The sequence below is a fragment of the Rickettsiales bacterium genome (assembly GCA_035765535.1).
Taxonomy (GTDB): Bacteria; Pseudomonadota; Alphaproteobacteria; order Rickettsiales; family JABCZZ01; genus JABCZZ01.
Genome location: DASTXE010000001.1, coordinates 80,774 through 104,396, shown reverse-complemented (window position 1 = coordinate 104,396; position 23,623 = coordinate 80,774). Strand labels below are relative to the sequence as shown.

The following is a 23,623-nucleotide window of genomic DNA, read 5'->3' as shown; positions in this document are numbered from 1 at the left end:
GGCTGCGTCTTTGAGCTGCCGTAGGCGTCAGGCTCATCGCGAAGGCCAGCAGGCCGAAGCGGGAGCGATTAAGAGAACCGGACGTATGAAACAGAGCAGGCTTACAAAACGGCAGAAAGAAAGTCAGAAGCTCAACCGCAAGCGCGCCGTGCGCCAGTGGTGGAAGATTACTTCACGCCGTTGCCTACTGATGTCTTTCATTTTCCTGTTCACGTTTTTCTCCATCGGCGGGTGGTGGCTGTGCCATACCCATAAAGCAGCCGCGCTGGCGGATAATATTTCCCATAAATTCTGGGGTGTTACAGCAGGAATGGGCTTCAGCCTGAAAAGCATTTATCTGCAGGGCCGCGTTGCAACGCCCGTCGCCGAAATCACCCAGGCCATGAATGTTACCTCCGGCACCCCTATTCTCGCCATCTCGCTGCCGGAAATGAAGCAGGCACTGGAAGCGATTCCCCATATTAAACATGTCCAGATTGCACGTATTCTGCCCAACCAGCTTGATGTGCAGATTGAGGAGCGTGCGCCGGTGGCAATCTGGCAGCATAATAGCAGCCTTCACCTCGTGGATGATGACGGCGTCGTGATGGAATATGCCGATCCCGCACAATATAAAAACCTGCTGCTTATCGTAGGCGATGATGCCCCCTCTCATACACATGACCTGTTTGTCATGCTGGCGGAGGAACCGCAGCTTTATAAGAATGTCGCTGCCGTGCTGCGTATCGGCGAGCGGCGCTGGAATGTCCGGTTCAAGAACGGCATAGAGTTAAAACTGCCGGAAAAGGATGCTACCGTCGCATGGAAGAATTTCGCGGATATGGAGAATAAGAACCATATCCTGGAGCGGGCGATTCAATCCGTGGATATGCGGCTTTCGGACCGTATCTTTATTAAATACGCTCCGTCGGAAATGCCACCCGCAACGAAGAATTCAGGAAGGGAGACCTAAACATGGCTGAGTTCATCCCAACAGGCATAGGCGGCTTTGCCTCTTCAAGACCTACTAAACGCAAGGTCACCACACAGGATAAGCCCAATACCACTACTTCCTTCGAGCGCCACGAGCTTCTTCCCCCACCCCGCCCTGTTCGCAATTTCATTCCGGCCCAGGAAGTGATCGACTCACTCGTCACCCGCGCCATTGCGGCCCTTTCCAAGGGCATCTACTGGGATCGCGGCTCTATTATCAATATAGTCCTATGAAACATCCGTTCCACTGGCAGGACCCGCTGCTCCTTGAAGACCAGCTCAGCGAAGAAGAACGCATCATTCAGGATACAGCACGCCGCTTTGCGCGCGATACGCTTTTTCCCGGCATTGTGGAAGCCAACCGTCACGAAAAGTTTGACGCGGGTATCATGCGCGAAATGGGTAAACAGGGACTGCTCGGCTCTACCATCGAAGGTTACGGCTGCGCCGGAGTAAACCATGTTTGTTACGGGCTCATCGCTCGCGAAGTGGAATGGGTGGATAGCGGCTATCGCTCCGCGCTCTCTGTGCAGTCCAGCCTTGTCATGCATCCGATCTATACGTTCGGCAGTGAGGAGTTGAAACAGCGCTTTCTGCCAATGCTTGCCACGGGTGAACTGATCGGCTGTTTCGGCCTGACAGAGCCCTCGCACGGGTCCGATCCGGGCGGCATGCTCACACGCGCCACGCGTCATCAGGACGGGTTCAGGCTCAGTGGCTCCAAACTCTGGATCACGAATTCCCCGATTGCGGATGTCATGGTCGTCTGGGCGAAGATCTACGGCGACAAGGAAATCAAGGATGGCACCATTGGCGGCTTTGTGCTTGAGCGCGGTATGCAGGGATTAGAGACTTACCCGATTGAAGGCAAGATGTCGCTGCGCGCTTCTGCGACCGGCAATATCATGATGGAAAGCGTGTTCGTACCGGAAGGTAACCGCCTGAACGTCACCGGGCTTGGCGGCCCGTTCAGCTGCCTCAATAAAGCGCGTTATGGCATTGCGTGGGGTGCGCTCGGCGCTGCGGAATTCTGCTATCAGGCCGCACGCGACTATACGCTCGGGCGTGAGCAGTTCGGCCGTCCGCTGGCGGCGAACCAGCTTATCCAGAAGAAACTTGCCGACATGGCAACAGAGATTTCACTCGGCCTTCAGGGCGCGCTGCGTGTAGGCAGGCTGATCGATGAAGGTAAGGCTGCGCCGGAAATGATCTCGCTTGTCAAACGTAACTCGACCGGCAAGGCGCTGGAGATCGCCCGCACTGCGCGTGACATGCATGGCGCGAACGGTGTCTGCGATGAATATCACGTCATCCGCCACTCGCAGAATCTTGAAAGCGTGAATACCTATGAAGGCACGCATGACATCCACGCGCTCATATTAGGCCGTGCGATAACAGGGATTCAGTCGTTTAAGAATTAAGATATGCCACTACTCCTAATCATTATCTTATTCTTATTTCCCTTTTATTCCGCAGATGCATCCAATCCTATCGTTTTTAACCGCCCGCAAACGGCAGCAGAAAAAGCTCTTGATCATATCCTCAAGACTGCAGATAGCATGGGAGGTAAAGGTTATGATTTTTATGCTTATGTTACAGGAAGCCCAACACAAACTCCTTCCCGCAGCTTTGCCTCATTTGTTACGGATGCTTACCGCAATACCGTTACTTCCATGCAAAATGCTGCCCTTAAAACAAACTGCAACGGGAAATACCTTGAGGGTGAGGAATGTGGTTTAAATATTAATCCTATTCTATGCGCGCAAGACTCCCCTCCTACATACTTCTATCACACTGCTGTAACCGAACGAAACTCAGCAGTTGTGCTGGTTGCCTGGTCTGCTCATGCTCCCCTGTCTACAACAGTCATTTACCATATGCGATATGAAAGCCCATATTGGAAGGTTGACGGTGTCAATTGCGATAATTATTGGCATGGTATGAAATTTAATATGTAGCAGTAGACGTTATTTGCTTTTATAGCGGTAAATAACATATGGTGGTGCATATCTACGTCGCCCTTTCCCTCCCCACATATCAATTTGTTTGAAATCTGATATCCACTGCTTACCATCATACATTGTCATATGCCCAGAGGCATTACCCCCGGGATAGGTTTGGATAATCGCCACATCACCTGCTTGCGGCGTGTACCCCGGGAGAGGATATAGATTGCATCCTTGACTATCGCTCGTCGATGCTACAGCAGCAAAGCCAGCATCTTCTAAAGGTTGACCATAATCTTTGGCCTGCTTTATTTCATCATTATTATCTGGCAATCCAACTCCAAAGCCCCCTTGATTAAGAGCTCTTCTCACATATTCTGCACACCTACTTTGAGAATGGGATTTTGCGTTATTTTGTAATGCCCGAATTGCACTCTTCACATCAGGTTTACTACCTGCATCGCTCATAATCATGCCACTATCTGCGACCTCTCCTGTGTGGTCAGCGTTTATTGACGCATCTGTCCCATCGCTTGTCCATCTGCCATGCCAATCACGGGACTGATCGGAACTGTATTTATCCAGAAGAATAGGATTTGCGAGTGCAAGCATCATCTGTGCTTTTGCAAGGGCCGGAACATCGTTCGGATTATGGGGTGTGCAGTCATCCCAATCTTCGGGAGCAACCTGCTTTAGTAACTCTTCTGCACGATCAATATAGCGCGTTGCGCGAGATGATAATTGTTGCCTGACTGCAGATTTATGAAGAAGCATTCCATCTAAAAGAATGCCTTCAGGCGTTGCGATTAGCGATGAAGAAAATTGATGGCGCATAGAATCTCCGCAGTGGTTGCGGATATAATCTACAGGAGATTCAATTTATCGTCAAGGGAGTATTCCCTTATTGTACTAAGACTCTATCTAAACTTCACGAACAGCGCCTTACCGCATACGAAGGCGCGTTCGATATTGTCCCATTGTTTTTCCAGCAATTCATTGCCGACGATATAGGGGCCTTTTCCATGCGCCCAGATATAATCGTCGAGTATCAGCCATGCGCCTGGCACGAGCAAGGTGAGCCATTGCTGGCAATCCATGCTGACATTCTTCAGGTCGTGATTGCCATCAATATGGATGACCGCGATTCTCCCGGTGTAAGGAACGCTGCCGAAATGCGGCGTGCTCAGCGTGCGGCTGGATTTATAGACATCGAATGCGGATTCAGATTCCATGCGCAGGTAATTGAAGCAGCCTCCGCCAGTGGGCAAAAGATTTACGATCACTGCTTCCTGCAGAACATCGTAATCCCAGGACTCCATAATCGTCTTGCGCAGGACCAACGGCGAATCATGCTGCGTGCCGCTTATCGGAGAGAGCGGGTCCACCGACAGCACCGAACCTGTTTTATAACGCTGAGCGAGATATTGCAGCACGGAAACGGATTTACCCATGAGAGAGCCGATTTCGATGACATCGCCTTTGGGTGCATCCGCAAAGACGGCCATCATCGCAGCCAGTTTTTCATCACTGGATTCACCGAAGATCGTTCCTGCTTGTCGGAGCATTGCCATAATTTCAACGCATGACACAGCTGCCTCAGGATTACCCGCACAGGTTTTAATGAACTGCTCCGCTTCCTCCGACTTGTGACGCAGCTTTCTGTATAATTCCACCTGTTGCTGAACAGGCGACATTCCCACCAGCCGCAGGGCCAGCCCCTCTTCCCTGATCAGCGATTCGAGGAACGGGTAAACCGTCGATACTGGCGCATAAACTTGTGTGACGCCGTACACCGCGATGAGCTCGCGGAATTTGCCCAGGAATGTTTCATCATAGATATAAGGCAGATGGTGCAGTTGACCGAAAGCCACTTTCATCTGCGGCTCTTCCACTGAAGCGGCAGCGATCACTTTCTCGTTATGCAGGCGTGCGGAGTCGAGGTAGTCCAGGGCAGACTGCGTGACGGCAGGAAAAATGAGCGTGGTCATGCAGCAAGCACCTCATGCAAATGGTTGGAATAGCTTTTCTTTGAACCTATTATTTCTGTTTTTCATCCGCAAGCTCTATCGTTGCAGCCTTATAAAAACAGAACGGGCGCGGTAACAACCGCGCCCGTATCCATTTGTCGAGAAACTGCCTAGGGCAGAGCTTACGCTGCAGAAGATTTATTCTGCGGTGCTGCACAGCCACAATTGGTTTCCAATTCAGCCAGGCTCTTTTCTGCTGCTTCTTTAGCTACTCCATATTTTTCCTGAACTGCGCCCAGGAATTTCTGGCGGTTGCCATTATAATAAGCGATTTCGTCGTCAGTGAGCTTACCCCAGGTTTTCTTGATTTCACCTTTAAACTGTTCCCACTTTCCTTCGACTTGGTCCTTATTCATAAAGCCTCCTTATGAGTTATAGCGAATTGATTTTCGCCCTGTACTTAACTCATAGCGCTCGCAATCTCGGGATTCGATACGTATTGGTACGCTTAAAATAAAATTTTGGTAAAAGTCCGCTATCGAAACAGTAGCTTCTTATACTGCTAACCCTGCGGTTTTCATGGCTATTTTTACGCGTTCCTTTGTCGCTTCCGCAACCGGAACGAGCGGCAAGCGCAGATCCGGCTGGCATTTGCCGAGCAGCGACGCAGCGTATTTCACCGGCGCGGGACTCGTTTCCAGGAACATGGCCTCATGCAACGCCACAAGCTTTTCATGAATCGCGTAGGCGCCCGTGAAATCACCATTCAGGGTCAGTTCCTGCACCTGGGCGCAAAGTCTGGGTGCGATATTGGATGATACAGAGATACAACCTACTCCGCCCTGCACATTGAAGGCGACCGCGGTCATATCTTCACCGGAGATTTGTAGGAATTCCTTGCCTACCTGCATTCGCAATGTGCAGACGCGCGCGAGATCACCCGTAGCGTCTTTGATGCCTACGATATTGGAGATTTTAGCAAGGCGTCCTATGGTTTCGTTTTTAATATCCACAACCGAGCGGCCCGGCACGTTATAGAGCACGATCGGAATATTCACCGCTTCTGCAATCGCCTTATAATGCTGGTAAATACCTTCCTGCGTGGGCTTATTGTAATAAGGCGCCACGATCAACGCACCGTCCGCCCCTGCTTTTTTCGCATGTGCTGTCAGCATGATCGCTTCATCCGTGGAATTTGCGCCCGTTCCGGCCAAAACTTTTACGCGACCACGCGCTACTTCCACGCACAGGGAAACGATCCGGTTATGCTCTTCATACGACAAGGTAGGAGATTCTCCGGTCGTGCCGCAAGGCACAAGCCCATGAACACCCTCGGCAATCTGCCATTCAACGAAATCGCCGAACGCTTTTTCATCCACCTTTCCATTCCTGAATGGGGTGATCAATGCCGTATAGATGCCTCTAAACATAACTCTCTTCCTTGGTTCTGCGCCGATTATTCACGTCCTGAAAATAAAATATAGTAAAAAATAACAATTACGCTTGCTTTTTTTTTCACTTTCTGGTTTCTGTCTGGCTCTCCAGACATGGGGGTGTAGCTCAGTTGGTTAGAGCGCAGGCCTGTCACGCCTGAGGTCGCGGGTTCGAGCCCCGTCACTCCCGCCATGTCCCTTCAGAAAGCAAGCTTTCATGCTGCGCATTTTCATCATCCTCGGACTTCTGGTTGGTTTTGCGCTTCTGGTTATCGTTTTTCCCTACGCATTACATGACGAATTCACCCGTTACCGTGCCTATTCACTTCTATTGCTTCTGCTGGTAGTGGCCGCGCGTATACGTCCGGGACGTTTTACCTCTGCTGCACCGCGTAATGCACTCATCTGGATCGGTATTTTCATTGTCATGGTGCTGGCCATCAGTTTTAAAGATGACGTGATGAACAGCCGCATTGGCGCTGCGTTTTTCCCTCGCCATATTCAGGTTATGCGCGACGGCACCATGCATATCCATGCTTCCTCTGGAGGGAACTTTCTGATCGAAGGCAAGGTTAATGATGTTCCGGTATTATTCCTGGTGGATACGGGCGCAAGCGATATTGTATTGAGCCCTTACGATGCCAAACGCGCCGGCCTTCAGCCTGAAACGCTTAACTATAATCGCAGTTACAGCACTGCCAATGGTTATGGCGAAGGTGCAGGCGTTATGTTAGGGCAGCTGGAAATCGGCAATGTCAGACTGCGTGGTGAACCTGCTTCCGTTAACAAGGCCGAGATGGATATATCCCTGCTTGGAATGCGTTTTCTGCGCCAGTTAAAAAGCTTTCGTTTTGAAGGCGACACGCTTATCCTGACGCCCTGACTTCTTTATTTGTCGTACCGCGACTTGATCGCGGTATCTCTTGCTGTTATATGCTGAGATCCCGCTGTCAAGCAGCGGGATGACGACACCCAGAACATAGAATATGAGCACAAAGCTGAAACTGATCTTCATGGGTACCCCTGATTTCGCCGTGCCTTCACTGCGCGCGCTGGTCGAATCCGGTTACCCTATTGTTGCCGTCTACACCCAGCCGCCGCGCCCGGCCGGACGCGGACAGAAGGAAAGCCCTTCCCCCGTTCACCGTTTTGCACTGGAACATGGGCTTACCGTTTATACGCCAGTCACACTGAAAGACGAAGAAACCCAGCGTCAATTCCGCGAGCATGGCGCGGATGCGGCCATCGTTGCCGCGTATGGATTGCTTCTGCCCAAACCTATCCTTGAAGCGACAAGGCTGGGCTGCATCAATGTGCACCCTTCCCTGCTGCCGCGCTGGCGCGGGGCTGCTCCTCTGCAACGCACCATCATGGCAGGCGACAAAGACACCGGCATCGTCATCATGCAGATGAATGAAGGGCTGGATACAGGCGATATGCTGATGACACAGTTTTTCACCATTTCCGACGGCACCACGGCAGGCCAGCTGCACGACCGGCTTTCAGACGCCGCTGGACCACTGCTCGTGGAAACGCTCAAGCGGCTGGTGGACGGTCGTATCACTCCGGTTAAGCAGCCGGAGACCGGAGTCACTTACGCTCATAAGATCACCAAGGAGGAAGGCCGCATTCATTGGAATGAAGCAGCTGAAACCATCCGTCATAAGATACTGGGACTCTCTCCTGTCCCCGGCGCCTATTGTCTTTATAAAGGGGAAACAATCAAAATACTGGATGCCGAGCTTATACCATCCGCCTCTAAGCATGCTCCTGGCACTACATTGGATGAACATTTAACGGTGGCCTGCGGTGAAGGCGCATTACGCATCCTGACCGTGCAGCGCCCCGGCAAGAAGCCGATGCAGGCAGAAGAAATGTTAAGGGGTTATCCGGTTAAGGCTGGGGAAACGCTAGAGTAGCGAAAATCTTATCGGCTCAGTTCCTGCGTTGCTACAGCTTCACGCTGAGCGGCTACACTTTCCTGCCAATTCCTGGAAGGAAGATCGGCTGACATACTCTGGTCCTGAGAGGGGCCGCGCTCCTGTATATATTTTGCCGTTTCTCTTGCATTGATATCTTCCAAGCCCGCGCGCTCATCCACTTGCGCATTATAGGCCTTCTTTACCGAAAACAGGCCAAACAGGCCCATCGCAATGCCGCCTGCAACTGCCGCCACACCGCCGCCTGAGACACATAATGCTATGCCGCCCACCAGTGCAGCGGCGCCCAAGAGCCCCCATACGGCACCTTTAAGGTGAGAACCGAACATTTTGCCTCTGGTTTCCTGATATCCCGGATCCTGTGTATAGTCGTTTGCCATCGGAGCCTTGCCATTACAATTCGTCATGGTTATCATACCACGCCTTAGCCTCGGCAAAATAAAAAAGATATGAAGTTTTTGTTACATTTTCCGCAAGAAACATTATTATCCAGTGGGCTAGCCCTAATAACCCGGAATGAAAGAGCATATGCAGGATAAGATCATAATATTCGACACAACCTTGCGCGACGGCGAGCAATCTCCTGGTAACTCTATGAATCTTGATGAGAAACTTCTGGTTGCCGATGCTCTGGACGCTATGGGTGTCGATATTATCGAAGCGGGATTCGCCATGGCTTCCAATGGCGACTTCGAGGCGGTGCACGAGATTGCCAAGCGCACGAAGAATGCCGTTGTCTGCTCACTGGCCCGTGCCAAGCCCGCCGACATCGAACGTGCCGCCGAAGCTTTGAAACCGGCAAAGCAGCCGCGTATTCATACTTTCATGTCCACCAGCCCCATCCATCTGCAGTATCAATTCCGCATGAGTGAGGCGGAAGTGCTGGAGTTGATCGCTTCCACGGTGAAGCTTGCGCGAAAATATACGGATAATGTGGAATGGTCGGCGATGGATGCTACCCGTACCGGAATCGATTATCTTTGCAAAGCTTTCGAGACCGCCATCAAAGCTGGTGCTACCACCGTTAACGTGCCGGATACGGTTGGCTATACCGTACCGGACGAATATTACGAACTGATCACACAGATCAAGAACCGCGTTCCCAATATCGACAAGGCAATCATTTCCACCCACTGCCAGAACGATTTAGGGCTTGCGACCGCCAACTCGCTTGCCGCCGTGCGTGCAGGCGCGCGACAGATCGAATGTACGATCAACGGTATCGGCGAGCGCGCAGGCAATACTTCGCTTGAAGAAGTCGTCATGACCCTGCATACGCGCAAGGATCTCTATAACTTTACTACGGGCATCAAAACCAACCATATCATGCGCCTTTCCCGCCTTGTAACGGCAGTGACGGGCCAGCAGGTGCAGAACAACAAGGCCATTGTCGGCGCGAATGCTTTTGCGCATGAATCCGGCATCCACCAGGACGGTATGCTCAAGCACGCCGGTACTTATGAAATTATGACGCCGGAATCGGTAGGCCTTACCCGCTCCAATCTCGTCATGGGCAAACATTCGGGCAGGCACGCTTTCCGCGATAAACTTAAAGAGCTCGGCATCGAACTCGGCGACAATGCATTCGAAGAAGCGTTCTCCAATTTCAAGAACCTGGCCGATAAGAAAAAAGAGATTTACGACGAGGATCTCATGGCCCTTGTCGATGCGCGGACTGCCACAAAGAATGATCCTATTCAGCTTAGCGCACTAAAGATTGCCTGCGGCACGACCGGCAAGCAGACCGCAGAGCTGACACTGCTTATTGACGGTCAAAGCCGACATATCACCACCGAAGGTGTAGGTTCAGTGGATGCGATCTTTAAAGCGATCAAAGCTCTGGTTCCGCATCAGGCAACTCTCAAGCTCTATCAGGTGCATGGCGTTACCCAAGGTACGGACGCGCAAGCCGAAGTAACCGTAAGGCTTATGGACGGCACACGCGTGATCAACGGGCATGGCTCGGATACAGATACACTGGTCGCTTCAGCCAAAGCGTATGTGGATGCACTTTGCCGTCTGCGTTCCGCCCGTAAGGATGTCGAAGATATCGCAAGCTGATTGACCTTTTTCCTAGCAAAAGGTATAATTGCGGCATGCAAACACAAGCAACAGAGTCATTTACCGTCACGGATGCCGCCGCCGCGCGCATCGCTGCCATTATGAGCAAGGAACCTGAAGGCACGCATTTCAGGATTTCCGTGCAGGGCGGTGGCTGTTCGGGTTTCCAGTATAAATTCGACTTTGACGGCAAACCTATCGGCCAGACGGATATTGTCATCGAAAAGAATGGCGCTCAGGTCATTATAGATGATCTTTCCATCGGGTTTATAAACGGCTCGACGCTGGATTACATCGAAACGCTCGGCAGTTCGGAATTTGAAATCCGCAATCCGAATGCCACCGCTAAATGCGGTTGCGGCAACAGTTTTGCTGTGTAAAACACGCTGCTTTACAACCTGCCTGACGGTTTTGCCGCGCGTGGAAATTTCAAGTTGTTTTAGTGCATTACTTGCGTTAGCATCCTGTGCAAGTTATTCACAAGCAGGCTTTGGATTACATGAAGATTGTTATACTCGGCGCAGGTGTTATCGGCGTGAGCGCAGCTTATTTTCTCGGCTCGCGTGGTCACGAGGTGGAAGTCATCGAACGCAACGGCGCCAGCAGTATGGAAACCAGCTTCGCCAATGGCGGTCAGCTCAGTTTCAGCCACGCCGAACCTTGGGCAAATCCGGCCGTTTTTGCAAAAATCGCCAAATGGATGTTCAAAGATGACGCGCCGCTCGTGCTGCGTCCCCGCGCCGATCTGGATATGCTCGATTGGGGCCTGCGTTTTCTTTTTAACTGCAGCGAACCGCGCGCCAATGCAAACAGCGTCAATATTCTGAGACTCGGGCTTTACAGCAAAAAGAAGATGGAATGGCTGCGCTCATTCACCGGCATTAAGTTCGACAATATCCGCGAAGGCATCCTGCATGTGTTCACGCAGGAAAAAGATTTTGAAGGTGCTGTGAAGCAGGCGAAGTTCCAGGATAAATTCGGATGTCCTTCTGAAATCGCCAGCCACAAGAAGTGCCTGCAGATCGAACCCGCACTTGAGCATGCGGGAAGGCCGATTCTAGGCGGTATCTTCCAGCCGCTGGACGAAAGCGGCGATGTGTTCACTTTCACGCAGGAACTTGCGAAACTGTGCGAGAAAGAACATAAAACGGTGTTTCACTACAACACTACGCTTAAATCCATCAATCAGTCAGGCGGCAAAATTACTTCCGTTACCACGGATAAAGGCGATATCACTGCAGACGCCTATATCGTATCGCTCGGCTCCTACAGCTCGCTTTACCTGAAACCCATCGGCATCAAAGTCCCTATCTATCCGATGAAAGGTTATAGCATCACCTTCCCGGTCAATCACTATACTCCCACAGTAAGCCTGACCGACACGGAAAACAAGATTGTGTACAGCCGTCTTGGTAATCGCTTACGCATCGCCGGGACAGCCGAGTTTGCTGGCCATAACACCACGATCCGCGCAGAACGCATCGCACCGATTGTCAATGCTGTGCGCAGCCTGCTGCCCAAATGCGAATATGGCGCGCCCGAAAGCCAGTGGGCCTGCCTGCGTCCCTCCACGCCGGACGGCCCGCCGATCATCGGCAAGACCAAATACTCCAATCTCTATATGAATACCGGCCACGGTACGCTCGGCTGGACTCAGGCCGCAGGCAGCGCTGCCCTGATTGCCGACATCATCGAGAATCGCGAGACCGAAATCAGCCTTGAAGGGATGGGCGTAGACCGTTACTGGTAGACCTTCTCCGACGGGATTTTACTCATTATAGATGCGGTACATCATGAATCGCACGGTTATTATTACATTGTCGGTTATCGGCCTGTGCTTAGCGGGCTGGTGGCTCTTTCGCTCGCATGAGAACAGCGAGATGCAATGGCAGGGCTATGCCGAGGCTGATTTTATCAAAGTTTCCCCTACGCAATCAGGTCAGTTAACGCGCATTGCCGTTAATCGCGGCGATAGCGTGACTACCGGTGCGCCCTTGTTCGATCAGGATGATATTGCGGACGCTGCAGCCCTTCGGCAGGCAAAGCAGCAGCTTGCCCAGGCGGAAGCATCGCTTGCCAATCTGCGCTCGCCCGCAAAACCCACGGAGATCAGCCAGGCCAAAGCAAATCTTGCCGACGCGCAGGCCGCACGCGATAAGATCAGGAACGATCTGCGCCGTAATGAAAGACTTGTAAAAACACATGCGGTTTCCGTGCAGCTTGTCGAGCAGCAGCGGGCCGATATGAAATCGGCTGAAGCTCGTGTGCAAAGTCTTTCGGCTGCGCTTGAGCAGATGCAAAGCGCTATCGGCAGGGAGAATGAAATCAAAGTGCAGAATGCTGCTGCCGAAGCAGCACATGCCGCAATGGCGGTTACTCAGTGGCGTTTTGACCAGCGGCATGTCGTTTCGCCTGTGAGTGGCAATGTTACGGATGTGCTCGCACGTGCCGGAGAAACCGTTGCCGAAGGCACGCCTGTCGTATCTCTGCTTCCGCCGGCAAATATCTTTGTGCGTTTCTTCGTACCGGAGAAAGCGTTATCGCGCATTCATCATGGCGACCGTGTGCAGCTGGCATGTGACAATTGCCCAAACAATCTTACAGCAACCGTTTCTTTTATCTCCCCACAGGCCGAATATACACCGCCGCTTATTTACAGCGAATCCAATAATGCTAAGCTTGTCTATATGATCGAGGCCAGACCGACAGCCCCGGAAGCTGCACGGCTTAACCCCGGCCAGCCGATCATGGTGAGCCTTTTGCCGCAGCCAGACAAGCCATGAACGGCAATGTCATAGATGTGCGGGGGCTGCATAAAAGCTTCGGCGACCGCAAGGTGGTTGAAGATCTGAGCCTGCAGGTTGAGAAAGGCGAGATTTGCGGGTTTCTCGGTGCCAATGGCAGCGGCAAAACTACGACCATCCGCATGCTATGCGGCCTGCTTACACCTGACGGCGGAAGCGGCACCTGCCTCGGAGCCGATATCATAAAAGACGCGCATGAGATCCGCCGCCAAGTCGGCTATATGACGCAACGTTTCAGCTTTTACGAAGACCTGACGGTTTATGAAAATCTGGAACTGGTCGCCAGCATTTACGAAATGCCGCATGCCGACAAAGCAGTACAGGATATCATGGAACACATGGGGCTCGCAGACCGAGCCGACCAGCTTGCAGGACAGCTCTCCGGTGGATGGAAACAGCGGCTTGCCCTCGCTGCCTGCGTGCTGCATAAGCCCAAGCTCCTGCTGCTAGACGAGCCCACTGCGGGTGTGGATGTCAAGGCACGCCGCGAGTTCTGGGATCTGATTCACGATATGGCCGATGACGGTCTCACGGTGCTCGTTTCCACGCATTACATGGATGAAGCTGAGCGCTGCAAACGTATCGTCTATCTTTCCAATGGTCGTATCATTATTCAGGGCAGCGCCGAAGAGGTCGTCTCGCAATCCAACATCATCACCTATACGGGCACCGGGAATGATGTTGAAAGCATTGCACGTCAGTTACGACAAATGTCAGGAGTAGAAGCCGCTGCCGTTTTCGGCCATGAAGTGCATATTGCCGGACAGGACCGTGAAAAGCTAAAGGCGGCCATGCAAAACGTTGCTGATCACAACATGAAATGGCGCGAAGTCGCTCCGCAGCTGGAGGATGTGTTCATTCACCTTCTGCGAGTGAAGGAGCCGTCATGAGCAAAAACCCTTTTTCATTCAGACGGCTCATCGCCTTACTACGCAAAGAATGGAAGCAGACGAAGCGTGACCCGATGACGCTGCGTTTCATTATCGCCATGCCGATCATGCAGTTGCTTTTGTTCGGGTATGCGATCAACACAAATCCGAAGCATCTGCCTACGGGGTTGCTGCTCACTGAGCATTCCCAATATGAACGCACCATCGTCTCAGCACTGCGCAACACCGGCTATTACGATATCAAGATCATGCGTTCGGAAACGGAAGCGGACAAAATGCTGGCGGAAGGCAAGATGCTGTTCATCATTAATATCCCTCCGGGTTTCGATCGCGCGGTGGATCGCGGCGAGGTTCCTTCCGTCCTGATTGACGCTGACGGTACCGACCCCAGCGCCATTGGCAACGCCACGAGTGCGCTTCAAGGGCTCGGCACCGTGCTTAATCGTGATCTTCCTCCTGCGCGCCAGTTCCGGCCAGGTACACCGCCCTTCAAATTCATTGTGCATGCACGTTATAACCCGGATCAGATCACGGTGCTGAATACCGTGCCGGGGCTCATCTGTATTGTATTGGTCATGTCCACTTTGCTGCTGACCACCCTTGCCATTACGCGTGAGCATGAACGCGGCACGATGGAAAACTTGCTGGCTATGCCCGTTAAGCCGATCGAGGTGATGCTTGCCAAGATTATCCCTTATATCGGCATAGGCTATCTTCAGGTGTTGCTGATACTGATTATTTCTGCCGTGCTTTTCGGCCTGCCGGTGAAAGGCTCTTTGTTATTGCTGCTGATTGCGCTCGGGCTCTTCGTGGCGAGCAATCTTGCGCTCGGCATCATGTTCTCCACCATGTCCGCCAACCAGATGCAGGCAACGCAGATGTCGCAGTTCGCCCTCATGCCGTTTATCATGCTCTCGGGCTTCATGTTTCCGTTTCAGGGAATGCCGGTCTGGGCGCAATATATCGGTGAGATGCTCCCTACCACGCATGCTGTACGCATTGTACGCGGGTTGCTGTTGAAAGGTAACAGCGCTGCGGACGTGTTGCCAGAACTATGGCCGATCGCGCTGTTTACTTTGCTTGCTATCGCGCTGGCTGTTCATTTCTACCGTGAAACACTCGATTAATATTATGATGCGTAATGTTTCCGATTTTCGTCCGTTTCAGCCTTTCGATAACGAAGCATGCCTTGCATTATTCGACCAGAACTGCCCGGACTATTTCGCACCGAATGAACGACGGGAATTTGCCCAGTATCTCTATGTTCAGGGGCATGAATACAGGGTTTATGAACATCGCGGAAAAATTGGCGCTGCGTTCGGCCTGCATGTCTACTCTGACGGGCATTCCGCACGTATTAACTGGATCATGGCGGCCCGCAACTCCCATAAAGCGGGCATCGGTACGGTTATGATGCACACTGCAATTGCCAATGCCAAGCGCCATCCTCATGTAAAGCTTATTCACATCTCCGCCAGCCAGCATTCAGCATCTTTTTTCACGCGTTTCGGAGCCGCCCAGAAAACAATTATCGAAAACGGCTGGGGTCCCGGAATGCATCGCATCGAGATGGAGATTGTTCTCTAGTCCTCAAGGCAGCTATAGCGGAATTTGTCGTTCAGTTTGAGCGGCAGTATAAGCGTGCTGAACTTCATATTCCTTGATTGTTTGCAGAGCTTGCGGCGCTCTTTTACATCTTTCACATAGGGCGATTTATATTCGATATTCAGCACCGGTTTATTACGCTCGATAAACGGTTCCAATTTGTCGCACTCGTCATATTCGAAGCATTGCTCGTTTACGGAAAAATCAAAATCATCCGCCAGCGCTTCCGCTTGCCCCATATCGTTCTTCAGGCCGACCGCCAGGTGGCGCTTATGCCCCTGCTGCGCAAGAAAGCGGTTATAATTGAGCTGGTCTTCTGCCGTGAAGGGCAAGCCCGGTTTATTTGTGTAACCGTCTACGTTATCCGGATCGATCCCGTCGCACCCTTTTTGCACGGCAAGGTCCATTCTGCTTTCCATAATCTCACGCACGTTCTGCGAGCGCACATCGAGCCATTTCTCCCCTGCCCAGCCTTTGAGCGGCTTGCCCATATCCGAGGGACGGAAACGGCTGAAGTCTTCCCGCCATTTTTCTGATGAGCCGGCTGAGAAATAACACACCACACGCTTGCCAGAATCGTGAAGTTTATGGATCAGCTCATCGGAAGCATCGAACAGGTCAATATCGTAAATTTCAACAGGATAAGAAGGGTTTACCTTTCCATCCAGCTGGATCTGCCATTTGGCGGCTGCCTGTGGGCGGTACCATTCCTGTTCGTCTGCAAAACCAAGAGACGGCAGCGCCGCCAGAACCAGTGCGGACAGTGCCGCAATTGCATATTTCTCCGCCATAAGCCCACCAATGTTAACGCTTTTCCCGATATATACCCCAGCGCCCCGGAATGCGCCACACATTACTTTACAACCGCCCGACAAGGGTATAAACCGTTTGCCAAGACAATCATTTGCCCTATCCGTACCATTTATGGAACCTATTACCAGGATATTCAAAACCATACTGAGTTGGCCACGCTATATCCTGATTTATGCCGGGAGCGCCCTGCTTATTTTCCTGCTGCTTTATTATCCGATAGGCATGCTGTGGGTGAATCATATTGACGACCGCACGGATTATACTGCCGATAAGCGTTTCGACATAGAGGGCGGAAGCCATTCGGTGGCCCTGATGGAAGCATTGATCGACCGGGAAGTGGTCCAGCATCACTGGACGCCCAATGCTCCCTTTTTCTATCCGAGCCATATGCTCATCCGTATGCCTGCCTTCCAGCGCGGGATGATGGCTTCACTGGCGCGTTTTGCTGTTGAACTTTCCGACCAGATCGCTCGCCAGCGCGGCTCCAGCCAGATTGACCCGGACCTTGAAAAAGCTGCGGGCCTGCTTAAATACTCGCCTAATGTCTGGGTGTTCGACCTTTCTACCTCCCTGCTCCCCACGACTCCTTCGGAAGACCAATATATCGGTGCTTTGCGCCTGCTGGGCAGCTATAATGAGCGTCTTGCCAAGGGTCAGGCCGTTTTTGACCGCCGCGCCGATAATCTGATGGAAGCACTGGAGCGTATCGCGACCGATCTTGGCTCCTCCTCCGCTGTTATTGATAGTCACATTACGCAGCAGTCGCATAATATGATTGACACGCAGGCCGCAGATATCTTTTATTCAGTCAAAGGCCGTATGTATGTTGACTATCTGCTGCTGCGTGAGTTGCAACACGACTTCGCAGGATTGATTGCAGAGAAACAATTGCAGAATGCCTGGGACCGTACGTTGGAAAACTTGCGCGTAGGCGCCGGGATCAGCCATTTCATGGTGTTCAATGCCGACCCTTCCAGCGAGTTTATTCCCAACCATCTGGCCGTTCAGGGGTTTTTCCTGCTGCGCGCACGGACGCAATTAAAAGAGCTGAGCAATATTTTATTAAAGTGATGAGCTTATGAAAGAAACCAAAAAACCGATATACAAAAAAATCCTGCTGAAAATCTCCGGTGAAGCTCTCATGGGGCGCGGCAGTTACGGCCATGATCAGGAGATCATCCACCGCATCTGCGCGGAGGTGAAATCCGTCACCGAAGTTGGCACGGAAGTCTGCCTTGTGGTGGGCGGCGGTAATATTTACCGCGGCATGTCCGGTGCGGAACACGGCATGGAACGCGCAAGTGCCGATTATATGGGCATGCTTGCCACCGTACTCAACGCGCTTGCTCTGCAGAACGAACTGGAGAAGATGGGCGTGGAAACACGCGTGCTTTCTGCTATCCAGATGATGGAAATCTGCGAGCCCTATATCCGCCGCCGCGCGATCCGCCATATGGAGCATGGCCGCGTGGTGATTTTCGCTGCTGGCACCGGCAACCCGTTCTTCACGACCGATACCACAGCGGCACTGCGTGCGGCAGAAATGGGCTGTGACGCTATTTTCAAGGGCACGCAGGTAGACGGCGTTTACTCCGACGATCCGAAAAAGAACAAGGACGCTGAGCGTTACGATACGCTGAGCTATAGCAAAGTGCTGAAGAACGACCTAAAGGTTATGGACGCTTCCGCTATCTCGCTGGCCCGCGAAAACTCCATTCCCATCGTGGTGTTTTCCATCCATAAGGCCGGGGAATTCCTGCGCGTCGCTTGCGGCGAAGGTAAATTTACCATTATAAAATAGCTACTTGTCGTTATTACCGGTTTTGTATATGCTACCCGGCGAGTCTAACGACGAATCTGTTTATAGGAGAATAACATTATGAGTGATAACGATATATCCGGTCTTAGGAAGCGCATGGAAGGCGCGATGAAAACGCTGGCGCATGAATTTGCGGGCCTACGCACGGGCCGCGCCTCCGTTAACCTGCTGGACACCGTCATGGTGGAAGCTTATGGCAGCATGATGCCGCTGAATCAGGTGGCCAACGTGAACGTGCCGGAAGCGCGCCTGCTGAGCGTGCAGGTGTGGGATAAAGGTATGATGAAAGCCGTTGAGAAAGCTATCGCGAATGCAAATCTCGGCCTGAATCCGGCTGCCGACGGCCAGACCGTGCGCGTGCCGATTCCTGAACTTTCGCAGGAACGCCGCGTGGAACTTATCAAGATTGCCGGCAAATATGCCGAGAGCTCCAAAGTTTCCGTGCGCAATATCCGCCGCGACGGTATGGAATATTACAAGAAACTGGAGAAGGACAGCGACATTTCCAAGGACGAACTACACCAGAAGTCCGACGAAATCCAGAAGCTCACGGATGAATTCATCAAGAAGATTGATGATACGCTGGCCGTGAAAGAAAAGGAAATAATGCCGTCCTGATAAATGGCAGTCACATCGCGCGGGTATCCGGCCGGATACCCGTCCGTTCAATAAAGCTTACGTAACACATGCCATCTTCCCTCCCCGCCAATATTCCCAAGCACGTCGCCATCATCATGGACGGCAACGGTCGCTGGGCGAAGTCACGTGGGCTTCCCCGCATCATGGGCCATAAGAAAGGCGCGGAAGTGGTACGCGAGGTGCTAACCGCCTGCCGTGATTTCGGCGTGGAATATCTGACGATCTACGCTTTCTCGTCCGAAAACTGGAAACGCCCGGTCCTTGAAGTCACCGATCTGATGGATCTTTTGCGTGCCTATCTCAAGCGCGAAATCGCCACGCTTCACAAGAACGGTATCCGGCTAAAAATTATTGGCGACCGCAGCAGGCTTTCGCAGGATATTCTTGAACAGATCGATGCTGCAGAGGCAATGACGGCGCAGAACACCACCTTTACGCTGGTGGTCGCGCTGAGCTACGGTTCACGGCAGGAGATCGTCCATGCGGCGCGCGAAATCGCCAGACGGGCAGCAGAGGGTAAGCTTCAGGCCGATGCTATCGATGAGGATACGATTTCTTCGCTCCTTTACACCCAAGCCATCCCCGACCCGGATATTCTCATTCGCACGTCCGGCGAGCAGCGCATCAGCAACTTCCTGCTGTGGCAATCTGCCTATACGGAGTTTTATTTCACCGACGTATTATGGCCGGATTTCACCCGCCAGCATCTTCAGGATGCTTTAGTCGAATATTCCAACCGCGAGAGGCGTTATGGCACCTCAAGCTAGCTTCAAATGGAACGACCTGCGCGCGCGTGTGTTTTCCGGCCTTGCGATGGGTGTTATTGCTCTTTTATGTATCTGGATGGGCGGCGTGGCCTTTTCCTGCCTTGTGATTGCTGCAGCCATTATCATGATGAAGGAGTGGGACGCGCTTGTGGCCGACCAGATCAACGCATTCCGTGTTTTCGGCTATCCTTATATCATCCTGCCCTGCGCATGTATTCTGTGGCTGCGCACAATTACCACTGCGAGTGACGCATTGCTCGGATTTAAGATTGTGCTCGCCTTAAGCGCCGTGATTACGGCCACCGATACAGGGGCCTATTTCACGGGCAAGAAGCTCGGCCACACGAAGCTTGCTCCCACCATCAGCCCGAATAAAACCTGGGAAGGTCTTGCTGGCGGCATCGCAGCAGCTACGCTTACGGGGCTGCTGTTTGCACCTTACCTGAATGTCTCGCAGTCCTATGTCGCTGCATTGCTGGTCAGCCCGGTCATTGCCATTATCGCGCAATGCGGCGATCTGTTCAAATCCTGGGTAAAACGCCGCGCGGGTGTCAAAGATTCCGGCAGTTTGATTCCCGGTCATGGCGGCGTGCTTGACCGTCTGGACGGTTATATGTTTGCCGCACCATTGCTTGCACTGATTATTGGCATAGCCTTAAGGGAATAACCGTAATGCATCCTAAGAAAACCGGTATTCTTCCCTGTCAGGAAATTCACAAAATGATTGAGCGCGGCGAGATTGTTTCCTCCTCGCCTGTTGCCGAAGGCCAGGTACAGCCTGCCAGCATTGATCTTCGCCTAGGTCATTATGCCTATCCGGTAAGCACAAGTTTTCTGCCCGGCGCAGGTGTGACGGTTGCGGATAAAATGCGTAATATCGATGAGAGCTACGAGAAGTTCCGAATCGATCTGACTGAAGGCGCCGTGCTTGAAAAAGGCCGTATATACATGATTCCACTGCAGGAATCACTTGCACTACCCGAAGATGTGGCTGCATTTGCCAATCCTAAGAGTTCCACAGGCCGTCTCGACATCCTGACGCGTCTGATTGCGGATGGCAGCACCGTGTTCGACCAGTTGCCAGAAGGCTATAAAGGCCAACTCTATATTGAGATCGCCCCGCGCAGCTTCAGCATTGTGGTTAAAACCGGCACGCGTCTGAATCAGTTACGCTTCCGCCGCGGCAATGCTTCGCTGGAATCTGCCGAATGGCAGACACTTATTGAAGATGAACAGGTTGTGAATGGGCGTGCGCATATGCGGATAGCGCCGGAAGAAGCGGGGTTATTGCGCTTTACGGTGGATCTGGCGGGCAGTGGCGGCGAAGGTGCATTAATTGGTTACCGCGCGCGCAAGCATGCCGGTCGAATCGACCTTGAAAATCGCGGCTACGATCCGCTGGATTACTGGGAGCCTATTCATGCACGCAAAAGCTCTTCGCTCGTGCTGGACCCTGATGAATTTTATATTCTCATGACGAAAGAAGCCGTTGCTGCTCCGCCAGATTATGCGGCAGAAATGGTGGCTTATGATACGAGAGCCGGAGAATTCCGCGTGCATTATGCCGGATTTGTCGATCCCGGATTCGGCTGGGACGCCGCCACCGGCAAGGCAGGCAGCAGCCGCGCCGTGCTGGAAGTACGTTCGCATGAAGTACCGTTCCTGCTTGAACACGGACAGACTGTCGGCTGGCTGCGCTACGAGCGTATGACCGAGCGACCGGATAATCTTTACGGACAAAATCTTAATTCACATTACCAGGGACAGAGCCTCAAGCTCGCAAAACAGTTTCGATGACACAATCTAATATACGCATAGCCACCCGCCGGAGCCCGCTTGCCATTGTCCAGGCGGAGATCGTCCGCCAGCACCTGCTTGCCGCATTTCCGAATATAACGGCTGAACTCGTTCCCATGAGCACAACGGGCGATGCGAACACCAATCTCTCCCTTTCCGAGATCGGCGGCAAAGGATTATTTACGAAGGAACTGGAAGAAGGATTGATCGACGGCAGTCTCGATATTGCCGTGCACTCGCTCAAAGACATGGAAACCGTGTTGCCAGATGGGCTGATTATTGCTGCGATGATCGAACGTGAAGACCCAAGGGATGCGTTGATCGCACCGCAGGCAAAAACACTTGCCGCCCTTCCTGCCGGCGCGAAAGTTGGTACTTCGTCGCTTCGCCGCGCTGCACAGATTAAGATTATACGGCCGGACGTTACTATTGTGCCGTTCCGCGGCAATGTTGCCACAAGGCTTGCCAAGCTTGAAGCAGGCGGCGTGGATGCCACCATGCTTGCGATGGCGGGACTCAAGCGGCTGAACGTAGAAAACCGCGCGACGGAAGTATTCGCCCCGAATGTCTTTATCCCTGCCGTAGGGCAAGGCATTATCGCCATCGAATGCAGGCAGGATAATACCGTCATGCTAGACATGCTGCAGGCTGTCAACCACTACCCGACTTATATTGCGGGTATTACAGAACGCAGCATGCTTGCGACGCTGGATGGCTCCTGCCGCACCCCGATTGCAGGCTATGCGAGGTTCATGGATGATGTTGTACGCATTGATGCCATGGTCGCCGACACGGCAGGCGTAAAATATGTTGCAGCAAGCCGCAGCGGGGCTGCCAAAGATGCTGTCAGTATTGGCCAGGAAATTGCGCATGAACTGCTTGCAAATGGCGGCAGGGAATGTCTTGCGCATTCCTGATTGCGCGCAAAATCTTCTAGGGAGGGACGTATGAGCAGATCGCTGGTTATCACGCGCCCGAAAGCAGATGCGAAAGCACTGGCACGTACGCTTGAAAAGCAGGGATTTCCATGCCTCATTGAGCCGATGTTCTCCATCCGTCGCCTGTGGGACCACGCCGCTTCCCTCACCCACGCGCTGGAGCGCAAACCGCAGGTCATTATCGCCACGAGCAAACATGCGATCACCGCATTCGCTGCCATGCATGAAAACCGTTCCGTACCCGTTGTCACCGTGGGTAAAGTCACTGCGGAAGAAGCGCTGAAAGCAGGGTTTTATAATGTCAGCTTCGCCAGCGGAACCGCCATCGATCTGCTGCATTATATCAAAAGCAATTATACGCCGGATAACGGCTCATTGCTTTATATACGCGGCAGGGAAATCAGCACCGACCTTGTGACGCCGCTTGTGAATGACGGCTTTGATATAGATTCCGTCATTCTTTATTATACGCAGAAAATGCGCCGCTTCTCACCCACGCTACGCAAAGCGATTCAACTGCAGCAGGTGGACGCCGTGATGTTCTTTTCACAAAATACCGTCAGCACTTATGCCAAGCTTGCCATGGCTGGAGAAGTTGCAGAGGCTCATAACAATATTGCCGCGCTCTGCCTGAGCGAAGCTATTGCTGAAAAAGCGTCAAAGCTTCTGCCTTGGTGTGAGGTAACGCTTTTCGACCGGTATTTCAGCCATAAAACTTAGAATTTTTCGTCCTTGAAGGCGCCCCATATATCGCCTTTGCGGATCCATCCCTTGCGGTCCGATATCTGTACCTTGCACCAGTCGCTTTCGCAGGAAAGTAATTTCCCCGTCACATTATGCTCGGCCTTAAGCACCGGCACGCCCGCCATATCCGGAGACTTTCTCAATATCCCGATTTTCTGCGTGATAATCATGGTGCGTTTACCCTGCAGCATCTGCTTATGCACCCAGCCGGATGTGCCATCCGCATCGCGTATTTTACGCCACTCACCGAATTCCCGGGTGATCTCCACCGGAAGCCCTTCATGCCTGTAGACCCAGTTGATGTTATAGCGCACACCGGGACCGACGCGCATATTCACTTCATCCGATTTAAGCGAAGCAAAACGGGGAACGGGAAGCGGTGCATCTTCTGAGGCGATGGCAGGCAACGTCGCCCCCAGGGCTGTCATAGCCCATACCGCACCATACCATACCAGCTTGCGAGAGGATATCATCGTCCGCTACCTAAC

The 23,623-nt window shown here is 52.5% G+C and carries 28 protein-coding genes and 1 tRNA gene; 22 read left to right on the top strand and 7 right to left on the bottom strand.

Annotated elements, in window-relative coordinates; genetic code table 11:
• Positions 1-10: 10 nt before the first annotated feature.
• From VFT64_00595 to VFT64_00580, 4 genes are read left to right on the top strand one after another with little or no spacing between them, the layout of a single operon-like run.
• Positions 11-952: a cell division protein FtsQ/DivIB gene (locus VFT64_00595; protein ID HEU5046319.1), complete on the top strand. Its 942-nt coding sequence runs from the start codon at positions 11-13 to the stop codon at positions 950-952.
• A gap of 2 nt (positions 953-954) precedes the next feature.
• Positions 955-1,206: a hypothetical protein gene (locus VFT64_00590; protein HEU5046318.1), complete on the top strand. Its 252-nt coding sequence runs from the start codon at positions 955-957 to the stop codon at positions 1,204-1,206.
• On the top strand, positions 1,203-2,393 hold the full coding sequence (locus VFT64_00585) for an acyl-CoA dehydrogenase (protein ID HEU5046317.1): 1,191 nt from the start codon (positions 1,203-1,205) through the stop codon (positions 2,391-2,393). Before VFT64_00590 ends, VFT64_00585 begins: the two co-directional genes overlap by 4 nt.
• 3 nt (positions 2,394-2,396) lie before the next feature.
• Positions 2,397-2,930 carry a hypothetical protein gene (locus VFT64_00580; protein ID HEU5046316.1) on the top strand — a complete coding sequence of 178 codons (534 nt, stop codon included), beginning with the start codon at positions 2,397-2,399 and terminating at the stop codon, positions 2,928-2,930.
• A gap of 9 nt (positions 2,931-2,939) precedes the next feature.
• On the opposite strand, the gene VFT64_00575 is transcribed toward VFT64_00580, so the two are convergent.
• From VFT64_00575 to dapA, 4 genes are all read right to left on the bottom strand, one after another.
• On the bottom strand, positions 2,940-3,752 hold the full coding sequence (locus tag VFT64_00575) for a hypothetical protein (protein ID HEU5046315.1): 813 nt from the start codon (positions 3,750-3,752) through the stop codon (positions 2,940-2,942).
• A gap of 83 nt (positions 3,753-3,835) precedes the next feature.
• Positions 3,836-4,906 carry a class I SAM-dependent methyltransferase gene (locus tag VFT64_00570; GenBank protein HEU5046314.1) on the bottom strand — a complete coding sequence of 357 codons (1,071 nt, stop codon included), beginning with the start codon at positions 4,904-4,906 and terminating at the stop codon, positions 3,836-3,838.
• Between the two features lie 161 nt (positions 4,907-5,067).
• A complete protein-coding gene (locus VFT64_00565) occupies positions 5,068-5,301 on the bottom strand; it encodes a CsbD family protein (protein ID HEU5046313.1) in 234 nt (77 codons plus the stop codon).
• Between the two features lie 138 nt (positions 5,302-5,439).
• Positions 5,440-6,315 carry a 4-hydroxy-tetrahydrodipicolinate synthase gene (gene dapA / locus VFT64_00560; GenBank protein HEU5046312.1) on the bottom strand — a complete coding sequence of 292 codons (876 nt, stop codon included), beginning with the start codon at positions 6,313-6,315 and terminating at the stop codon, positions 5,440-5,442.
• 119 nt (positions 6,316-6,434) lie between these two features.
• On the opposite strand from dapA, the gene VFT64_00555 reads away from it, so the two are divergent.
• From VFT64_00555 to fmt, 3 genes are all read left to right on the top strand, one after another.
• A tRNA-Asp gene (locus VFT64_00555) sits at positions 6,435-6,511 on the top strand.
• Between the two features lie 24 nt (positions 6,512-6,535).
• A complete protein-coding gene (locus VFT64_00550) occupies positions 6,536-7,201 on the top strand; it encodes a TIGR02281 family clan AA aspartic protease (protein HEU5046311.1) in 666 nt (221 codons plus the stop codon).
• 103 nt (positions 7,202-7,304) lie between these two features.
• A complete protein-coding gene (gene fmt, locus VFT64_00545; protein HEU5046310.1) occupies positions 7,305-8,237 on the top strand; it encodes a methionyl-tRNA formyltransferase in 933 nt (310 codons plus the stop codon).
• Between the two features lie 8 nt (positions 8,238-8,245).
• On the opposite strand, the gene VFT64_00540 is transcribed toward fmt, so the two are convergent.
• Positions 8,246-8,665 carry a hypothetical protein gene (locus VFT64_00540; protein HEU5046309.1) on the bottom strand — a complete coding sequence of 140 codons (420 nt, stop codon included), beginning with the start codon at positions 8,663-8,665 and terminating at the stop codon, positions 8,246-8,248.
• Between the two features lie 121 nt (positions 8,666-8,786).
• On the opposite strand from VFT64_00540, the gene VFT64_00535 reads away from it, so the two are divergent.
• The 7 genes from VFT64_00535 to VFT64_00505 all read left to right on the top strand — a co-directional run bounded on the left by VFT64_00535 (position 8,787) and on the right by VFT64_00505 (position 15,600).
• On the top strand, positions 8,787-10,319 hold the full coding sequence (locus VFT64_00535) for a 2-isopropylmalate synthase (protein ID HEU5046308.1): 1,533 nt from the start codon (positions 8,787-8,789) through the stop codon (positions 10,317-10,319).
• 35 nt (positions 10,320-10,354) lie between these two features.
• Positions 10,355-10,699 (top strand): iron-sulfur cluster assembly accessory protein, encoded by a 345-nt coding sequence (locus VFT64_00530; GenBank protein ID HEU5046307.1) that lies wholly within the window; start codon positions 10,355-10,357, stop codon positions 10,697-10,699.
• Between the two features lie 119 nt (positions 10,700-10,818).
• On the top strand, positions 10,819-12,069 hold the full coding sequence (locus tag VFT64_00525) for a D-amino acid dehydrogenase (GenBank protein ID HEU5046306.1): 1,251 nt from the start codon (positions 10,819-10,821) through the stop codon (positions 12,067-12,069).
• Between the two features lie 43 nt (positions 12,070-12,112).
• A complete protein-coding gene (locus tag VFT64_00520) occupies positions 12,113-13,102 on the top strand; it encodes an HlyD family efflux transporter periplasmic adaptor subunit (protein HEU5046305.1) in 990 nt (329 codons plus the stop codon).
• A complete protein-coding gene (locus VFT64_00515; GenBank protein HEU5046304.1) occupies positions 13,099-14,013 on the top strand; it encodes an ABC transporter ATP-binding protein in 915 nt (304 codons plus the stop codon). Before VFT64_00520 ends, VFT64_00515 begins: the two co-directional genes overlap by 4 nt.
• On the top strand, positions 14,010-15,140 hold the full coding sequence (locus VFT64_00510) for an ABC transporter permease (protein ID HEU5046303.1): 1,131 nt from the start codon (positions 14,010-14,012) through the stop codon (positions 15,138-15,140). The genes VFT64_00515 and VFT64_00510 overlap by 4 nt, the downstream gene beginning before the upstream one ends.
• A gap of 4 nt (positions 15,141-15,144) precedes the next feature.
• On the top strand, positions 15,145-15,600 hold the full coding sequence (locus tag VFT64_00505; protein ID HEU5046302.1) for a GNAT family N-acetyltransferase: 456 nt from the start codon (positions 15,145-15,147) through the stop codon (positions 15,598-15,600).
• On the opposite strand, the gene VFT64_00500 is transcribed toward VFT64_00505, so the two are convergent.
• Positions 15,597-16,409, bottom strand: coding sequence for an endo alpha-1,4 polygalactosaminidase (locus tag VFT64_00500; protein ID HEU5046301.1), 813 nt, complete (start codon positions 16,407-16,409; stop codon positions 15,597-15,599). The two genes, VFT64_00505 and VFT64_00500, sit on opposite strands and share 4 nt — an antisense overlap.
• 133 nt (positions 16,410-16,542) lie before the next feature.
• Between VFT64_00500 and VFT64_00495 the strand changes: the two genes are divergently transcribed.
• From VFT64_00495 to VFT64_00460, 8 genes are all read left to right on the top strand, one after another.
• Positions 16,543-17,502, top strand: a complete 960-nt coding sequence (locus VFT64_00495; GenBank protein ID HEU5046300.1) for a DUF2333 family protein — start codon at positions 16,543-16,545, stop codon at positions 17,500-17,502.
• Positions 17,503-17,509: 7 nt separating this feature from the next.
• Entirely contained in the window at positions 17,510-18,232 is a 723-nt protein-coding gene (gene pyrH / locus VFT64_00490) for a UMP kinase (GenBank protein ID HEU5046299.1), read from the top strand.
• A 78-nt stretch (positions 18,233-18,310) separates the two neighbouring features.
• Positions 18,311-18,868: a ribosome recycling factor gene (gene frr, locus VFT64_00485; GenBank protein HEU5046298.1), complete on the top strand. Its 558-nt coding sequence runs from the start codon at positions 18,311-18,313 to the stop codon at positions 18,866-18,868.
• A gap of 68 nt (positions 18,869-18,936) precedes the next feature.
• On the top strand, positions 18,937-19,656 hold the full coding sequence (locus VFT64_00480; protein ID HEU5046297.1) for an isoprenyl transferase: 720 nt from the start codon (positions 18,937-18,939) through the stop codon (positions 19,654-19,656).
• Positions 19,640-20,323 (top strand): phosphatidate cytidylyltransferase, encoded by a 684-nt coding sequence (locus tag VFT64_00475; protein ID HEU5046296.1) that lies wholly within the window; start codon positions 19,640-19,642, stop codon positions 20,321-20,323. The genes VFT64_00480 and VFT64_00475 overlap by 17 nt, the downstream gene beginning before the upstream one ends.
• A 5-nt stretch (positions 20,324-20,328) precedes the next feature.
• Positions 20,329-21,453, top strand: coding sequence for a 2'-deoxycytidine 5'-triphosphate deaminase (locus VFT64_00470; GenBank protein ID HEU5046295.1), 1,125 nt, complete (start codon positions 20,329-20,331; stop codon positions 21,451-21,453).
• On the top strand, positions 21,450-22,370 hold the full coding sequence (hemC, locus tag VFT64_00465; GenBank protein ID HEU5046294.1) for a hydroxymethylbilane synthase: 921 nt from the start codon (positions 21,450-21,452) through the stop codon (positions 22,368-22,370). Before VFT64_00470 ends, hemC begins: the two co-directional genes overlap by 4 nt.
• A 30-nt stretch (positions 22,371-22,400) precedes the next feature.
• Complete coding sequence (locus VFT64_00460) at positions 22,401-23,111, top strand: uroporphyrinogen-III synthase (GenBank protein HEU5046293.1); 711 nt, start codon at positions 22,401-22,403, stop codon at positions 23,109-23,111.
• Here VFT64_00460 and VFT64_00455 read toward each other — a convergent pair.
• Positions 23,108-23,608, bottom strand: coding sequence for an SH3 domain-containing protein (locus VFT64_00455; GenBank protein ID HEU5046292.1), 501 nt, complete (start codon positions 23,606-23,608; stop codon positions 23,108-23,110). The genes VFT64_00460 and VFT64_00455 overlap by 4 nt on opposite strands.
• Between the last annotated feature and the right edge of the window lie 15 nt (positions 23,609-23,623).

Coding starts and splice junctions, on each gene's coding strand:
- VFT64_00590 (HEU5046318.1), top strand. CDS start 955: ATGGCTGAGTTCATCCCAACAGGCATAGGCGGCTTTGCCTCTTCAAGA.
- VFT64_00585 (HEU5046317.1), top strand. CDS start 1,203: ATGAAACATCCGTTCCACTGGCAGGACCCGCTGCTCCTTGAAGACCAG.
- VFT64_00580 (HEU5046316.1), top strand. CDS start 2,397: ATGCCACTACTCCTAATCATTATCTTATTCTTATTTCCCTTTTATTCC.
- VFT64_00575 (HEU5046315.1), bottom strand. CDS start 3,752: ATGCGCCATCAATTTTCTTCATCGCTAATCGCAACGCCTGAAGGCATT.
- VFT64_00570 (HEU5046314.1), bottom strand. CDS start 4,906: ATGACCACGCTCATTTTTCCTGCCGTCACGCAGTCTGCCCTGGACTAC.
- VFT64_00565 (HEU5046313.1), bottom strand. CDS start 5,301: ATGAATAAGGACCAAGTCGAAGGAAAGTGGGAACAGTTTAAAGGTGAA.
- dapA (HEU5046312.1), bottom strand. CDS start 6,315: ATGTTTAGAGGCATCTATACGGCATTGATCACCCCATTCAGGAATGGA.
- VFT64_00550 (HEU5046311.1), top strand. CDS start 6,536: ATGCTGCGCATTTTCATCATCCTCGGACTTCTGGTTGGTTTTGCGCTT.
- fmt (HEU5046310.1), top strand. CDS start 7,305: ATGAGCACAAAGCTGAAACTGATCTTCATGGGTACCCCTGATTTCGCC.
- VFT64_00540 (HEU5046309.1), bottom strand. CDS start 8,665: ATGACGAATTGTAATGGCAAGGCTCCGATGGCAAACGACTATACACAG.
- VFT64_00535 (HEU5046308.1), top strand. CDS start 8,787: ATGCAGGATAAGATCATAATATTCGACACAACCTTGCGCGACGGCGAG.
- VFT64_00530 (HEU5046307.1), top strand. CDS start 10,355: ATGCAAACACAAGCAACAGAGTCATTTACCGTCACGGATGCCGCCGCC.
- VFT64_00525 (HEU5046306.1), top strand. CDS start 10,819: ATGAAGATTGTTATACTCGGCGCAGGTGTTATCGGCGTGAGCGCAGCT.
- VFT64_00520 (HEU5046305.1), top strand. CDS start 12,113: ATGAATCGCACGGTTATTATTACATTGTCGGTTATCGGCCTGTGCTTA.
- VFT64_00515 (HEU5046304.1), top strand. CDS start 13,099: ATGAACGGCAATGTCATAGATGTGCGGGGGCTGCATAAAAGCTTCGGC.
- VFT64_00510 (HEU5046303.1), top strand. CDS start 14,010: ATGAGCAAAAACCCTTTTTCATTCAGACGGCTCATCGCCTTACTACGC.
- VFT64_00505 (HEU5046302.1), top strand. CDS start 15,145: ATGATGCGTAATGTTTCCGATTTTCGTCCGTTTCAGCCTTTCGATAAC.
- VFT64_00500 (HEU5046301.1), bottom strand. CDS start 16,409: ATGGCGGAGAAATATGCAATTGCGGCACTGTCCGCACTGGTTCTGGCG.
- VFT64_00495 (HEU5046300.1), top strand. CDS start 16,543: ATGGAACCTATTACCAGGATATTCAAAACCATACTGAGTTGGCCACGC.
- pyrH (HEU5046299.1), top strand. CDS start 17,510: ATGAAAGAAACCAAAAAACCGATATACAAAAAAATCCTGCTGAAAATC.
- frr (HEU5046298.1), top strand. CDS start 18,311: ATGAGTGATAACGATATATCCGGTCTTAGGAAGCGCATGGAAGGCGCG.
- VFT64_00480 (HEU5046297.1), top strand. CDS start 18,937: ATGCCATCTTCCCTCCCCGCCAATATTCCCAAGCACGTCGCCATCATC.
- VFT64_00475 (HEU5046296.1), top strand. CDS start 19,640: ATGGCACCTCAAGCTAGCTTCAAATGGAACGACCTGCGCGCGCGTGTG.
- VFT64_00470 (HEU5046295.1), top strand. CDS start 20,329: ATGCATCCTAAGAAAACCGGTATTCTTCCCTGTCAGGAAATTCACAAA.
- hemC (HEU5046294.1), top strand. CDS start 21,450: ATGACACAATCTAATATACGCATAGCCACCCGCCGGAGCCCGCTTGCC.
- VFT64_00460 (HEU5046293.1), top strand. CDS start 22,401: ATGAGCAGATCGCTGGTTATCACGCGCCCGAAAGCAGATGCGAAAGCA.
- VFT64_00455 (HEU5046292.1), bottom strand. CDS start 23,608: ATGATATCCTCTCGCAAGCTGGTATGGTATGGTGCGGTATGGGCTATG.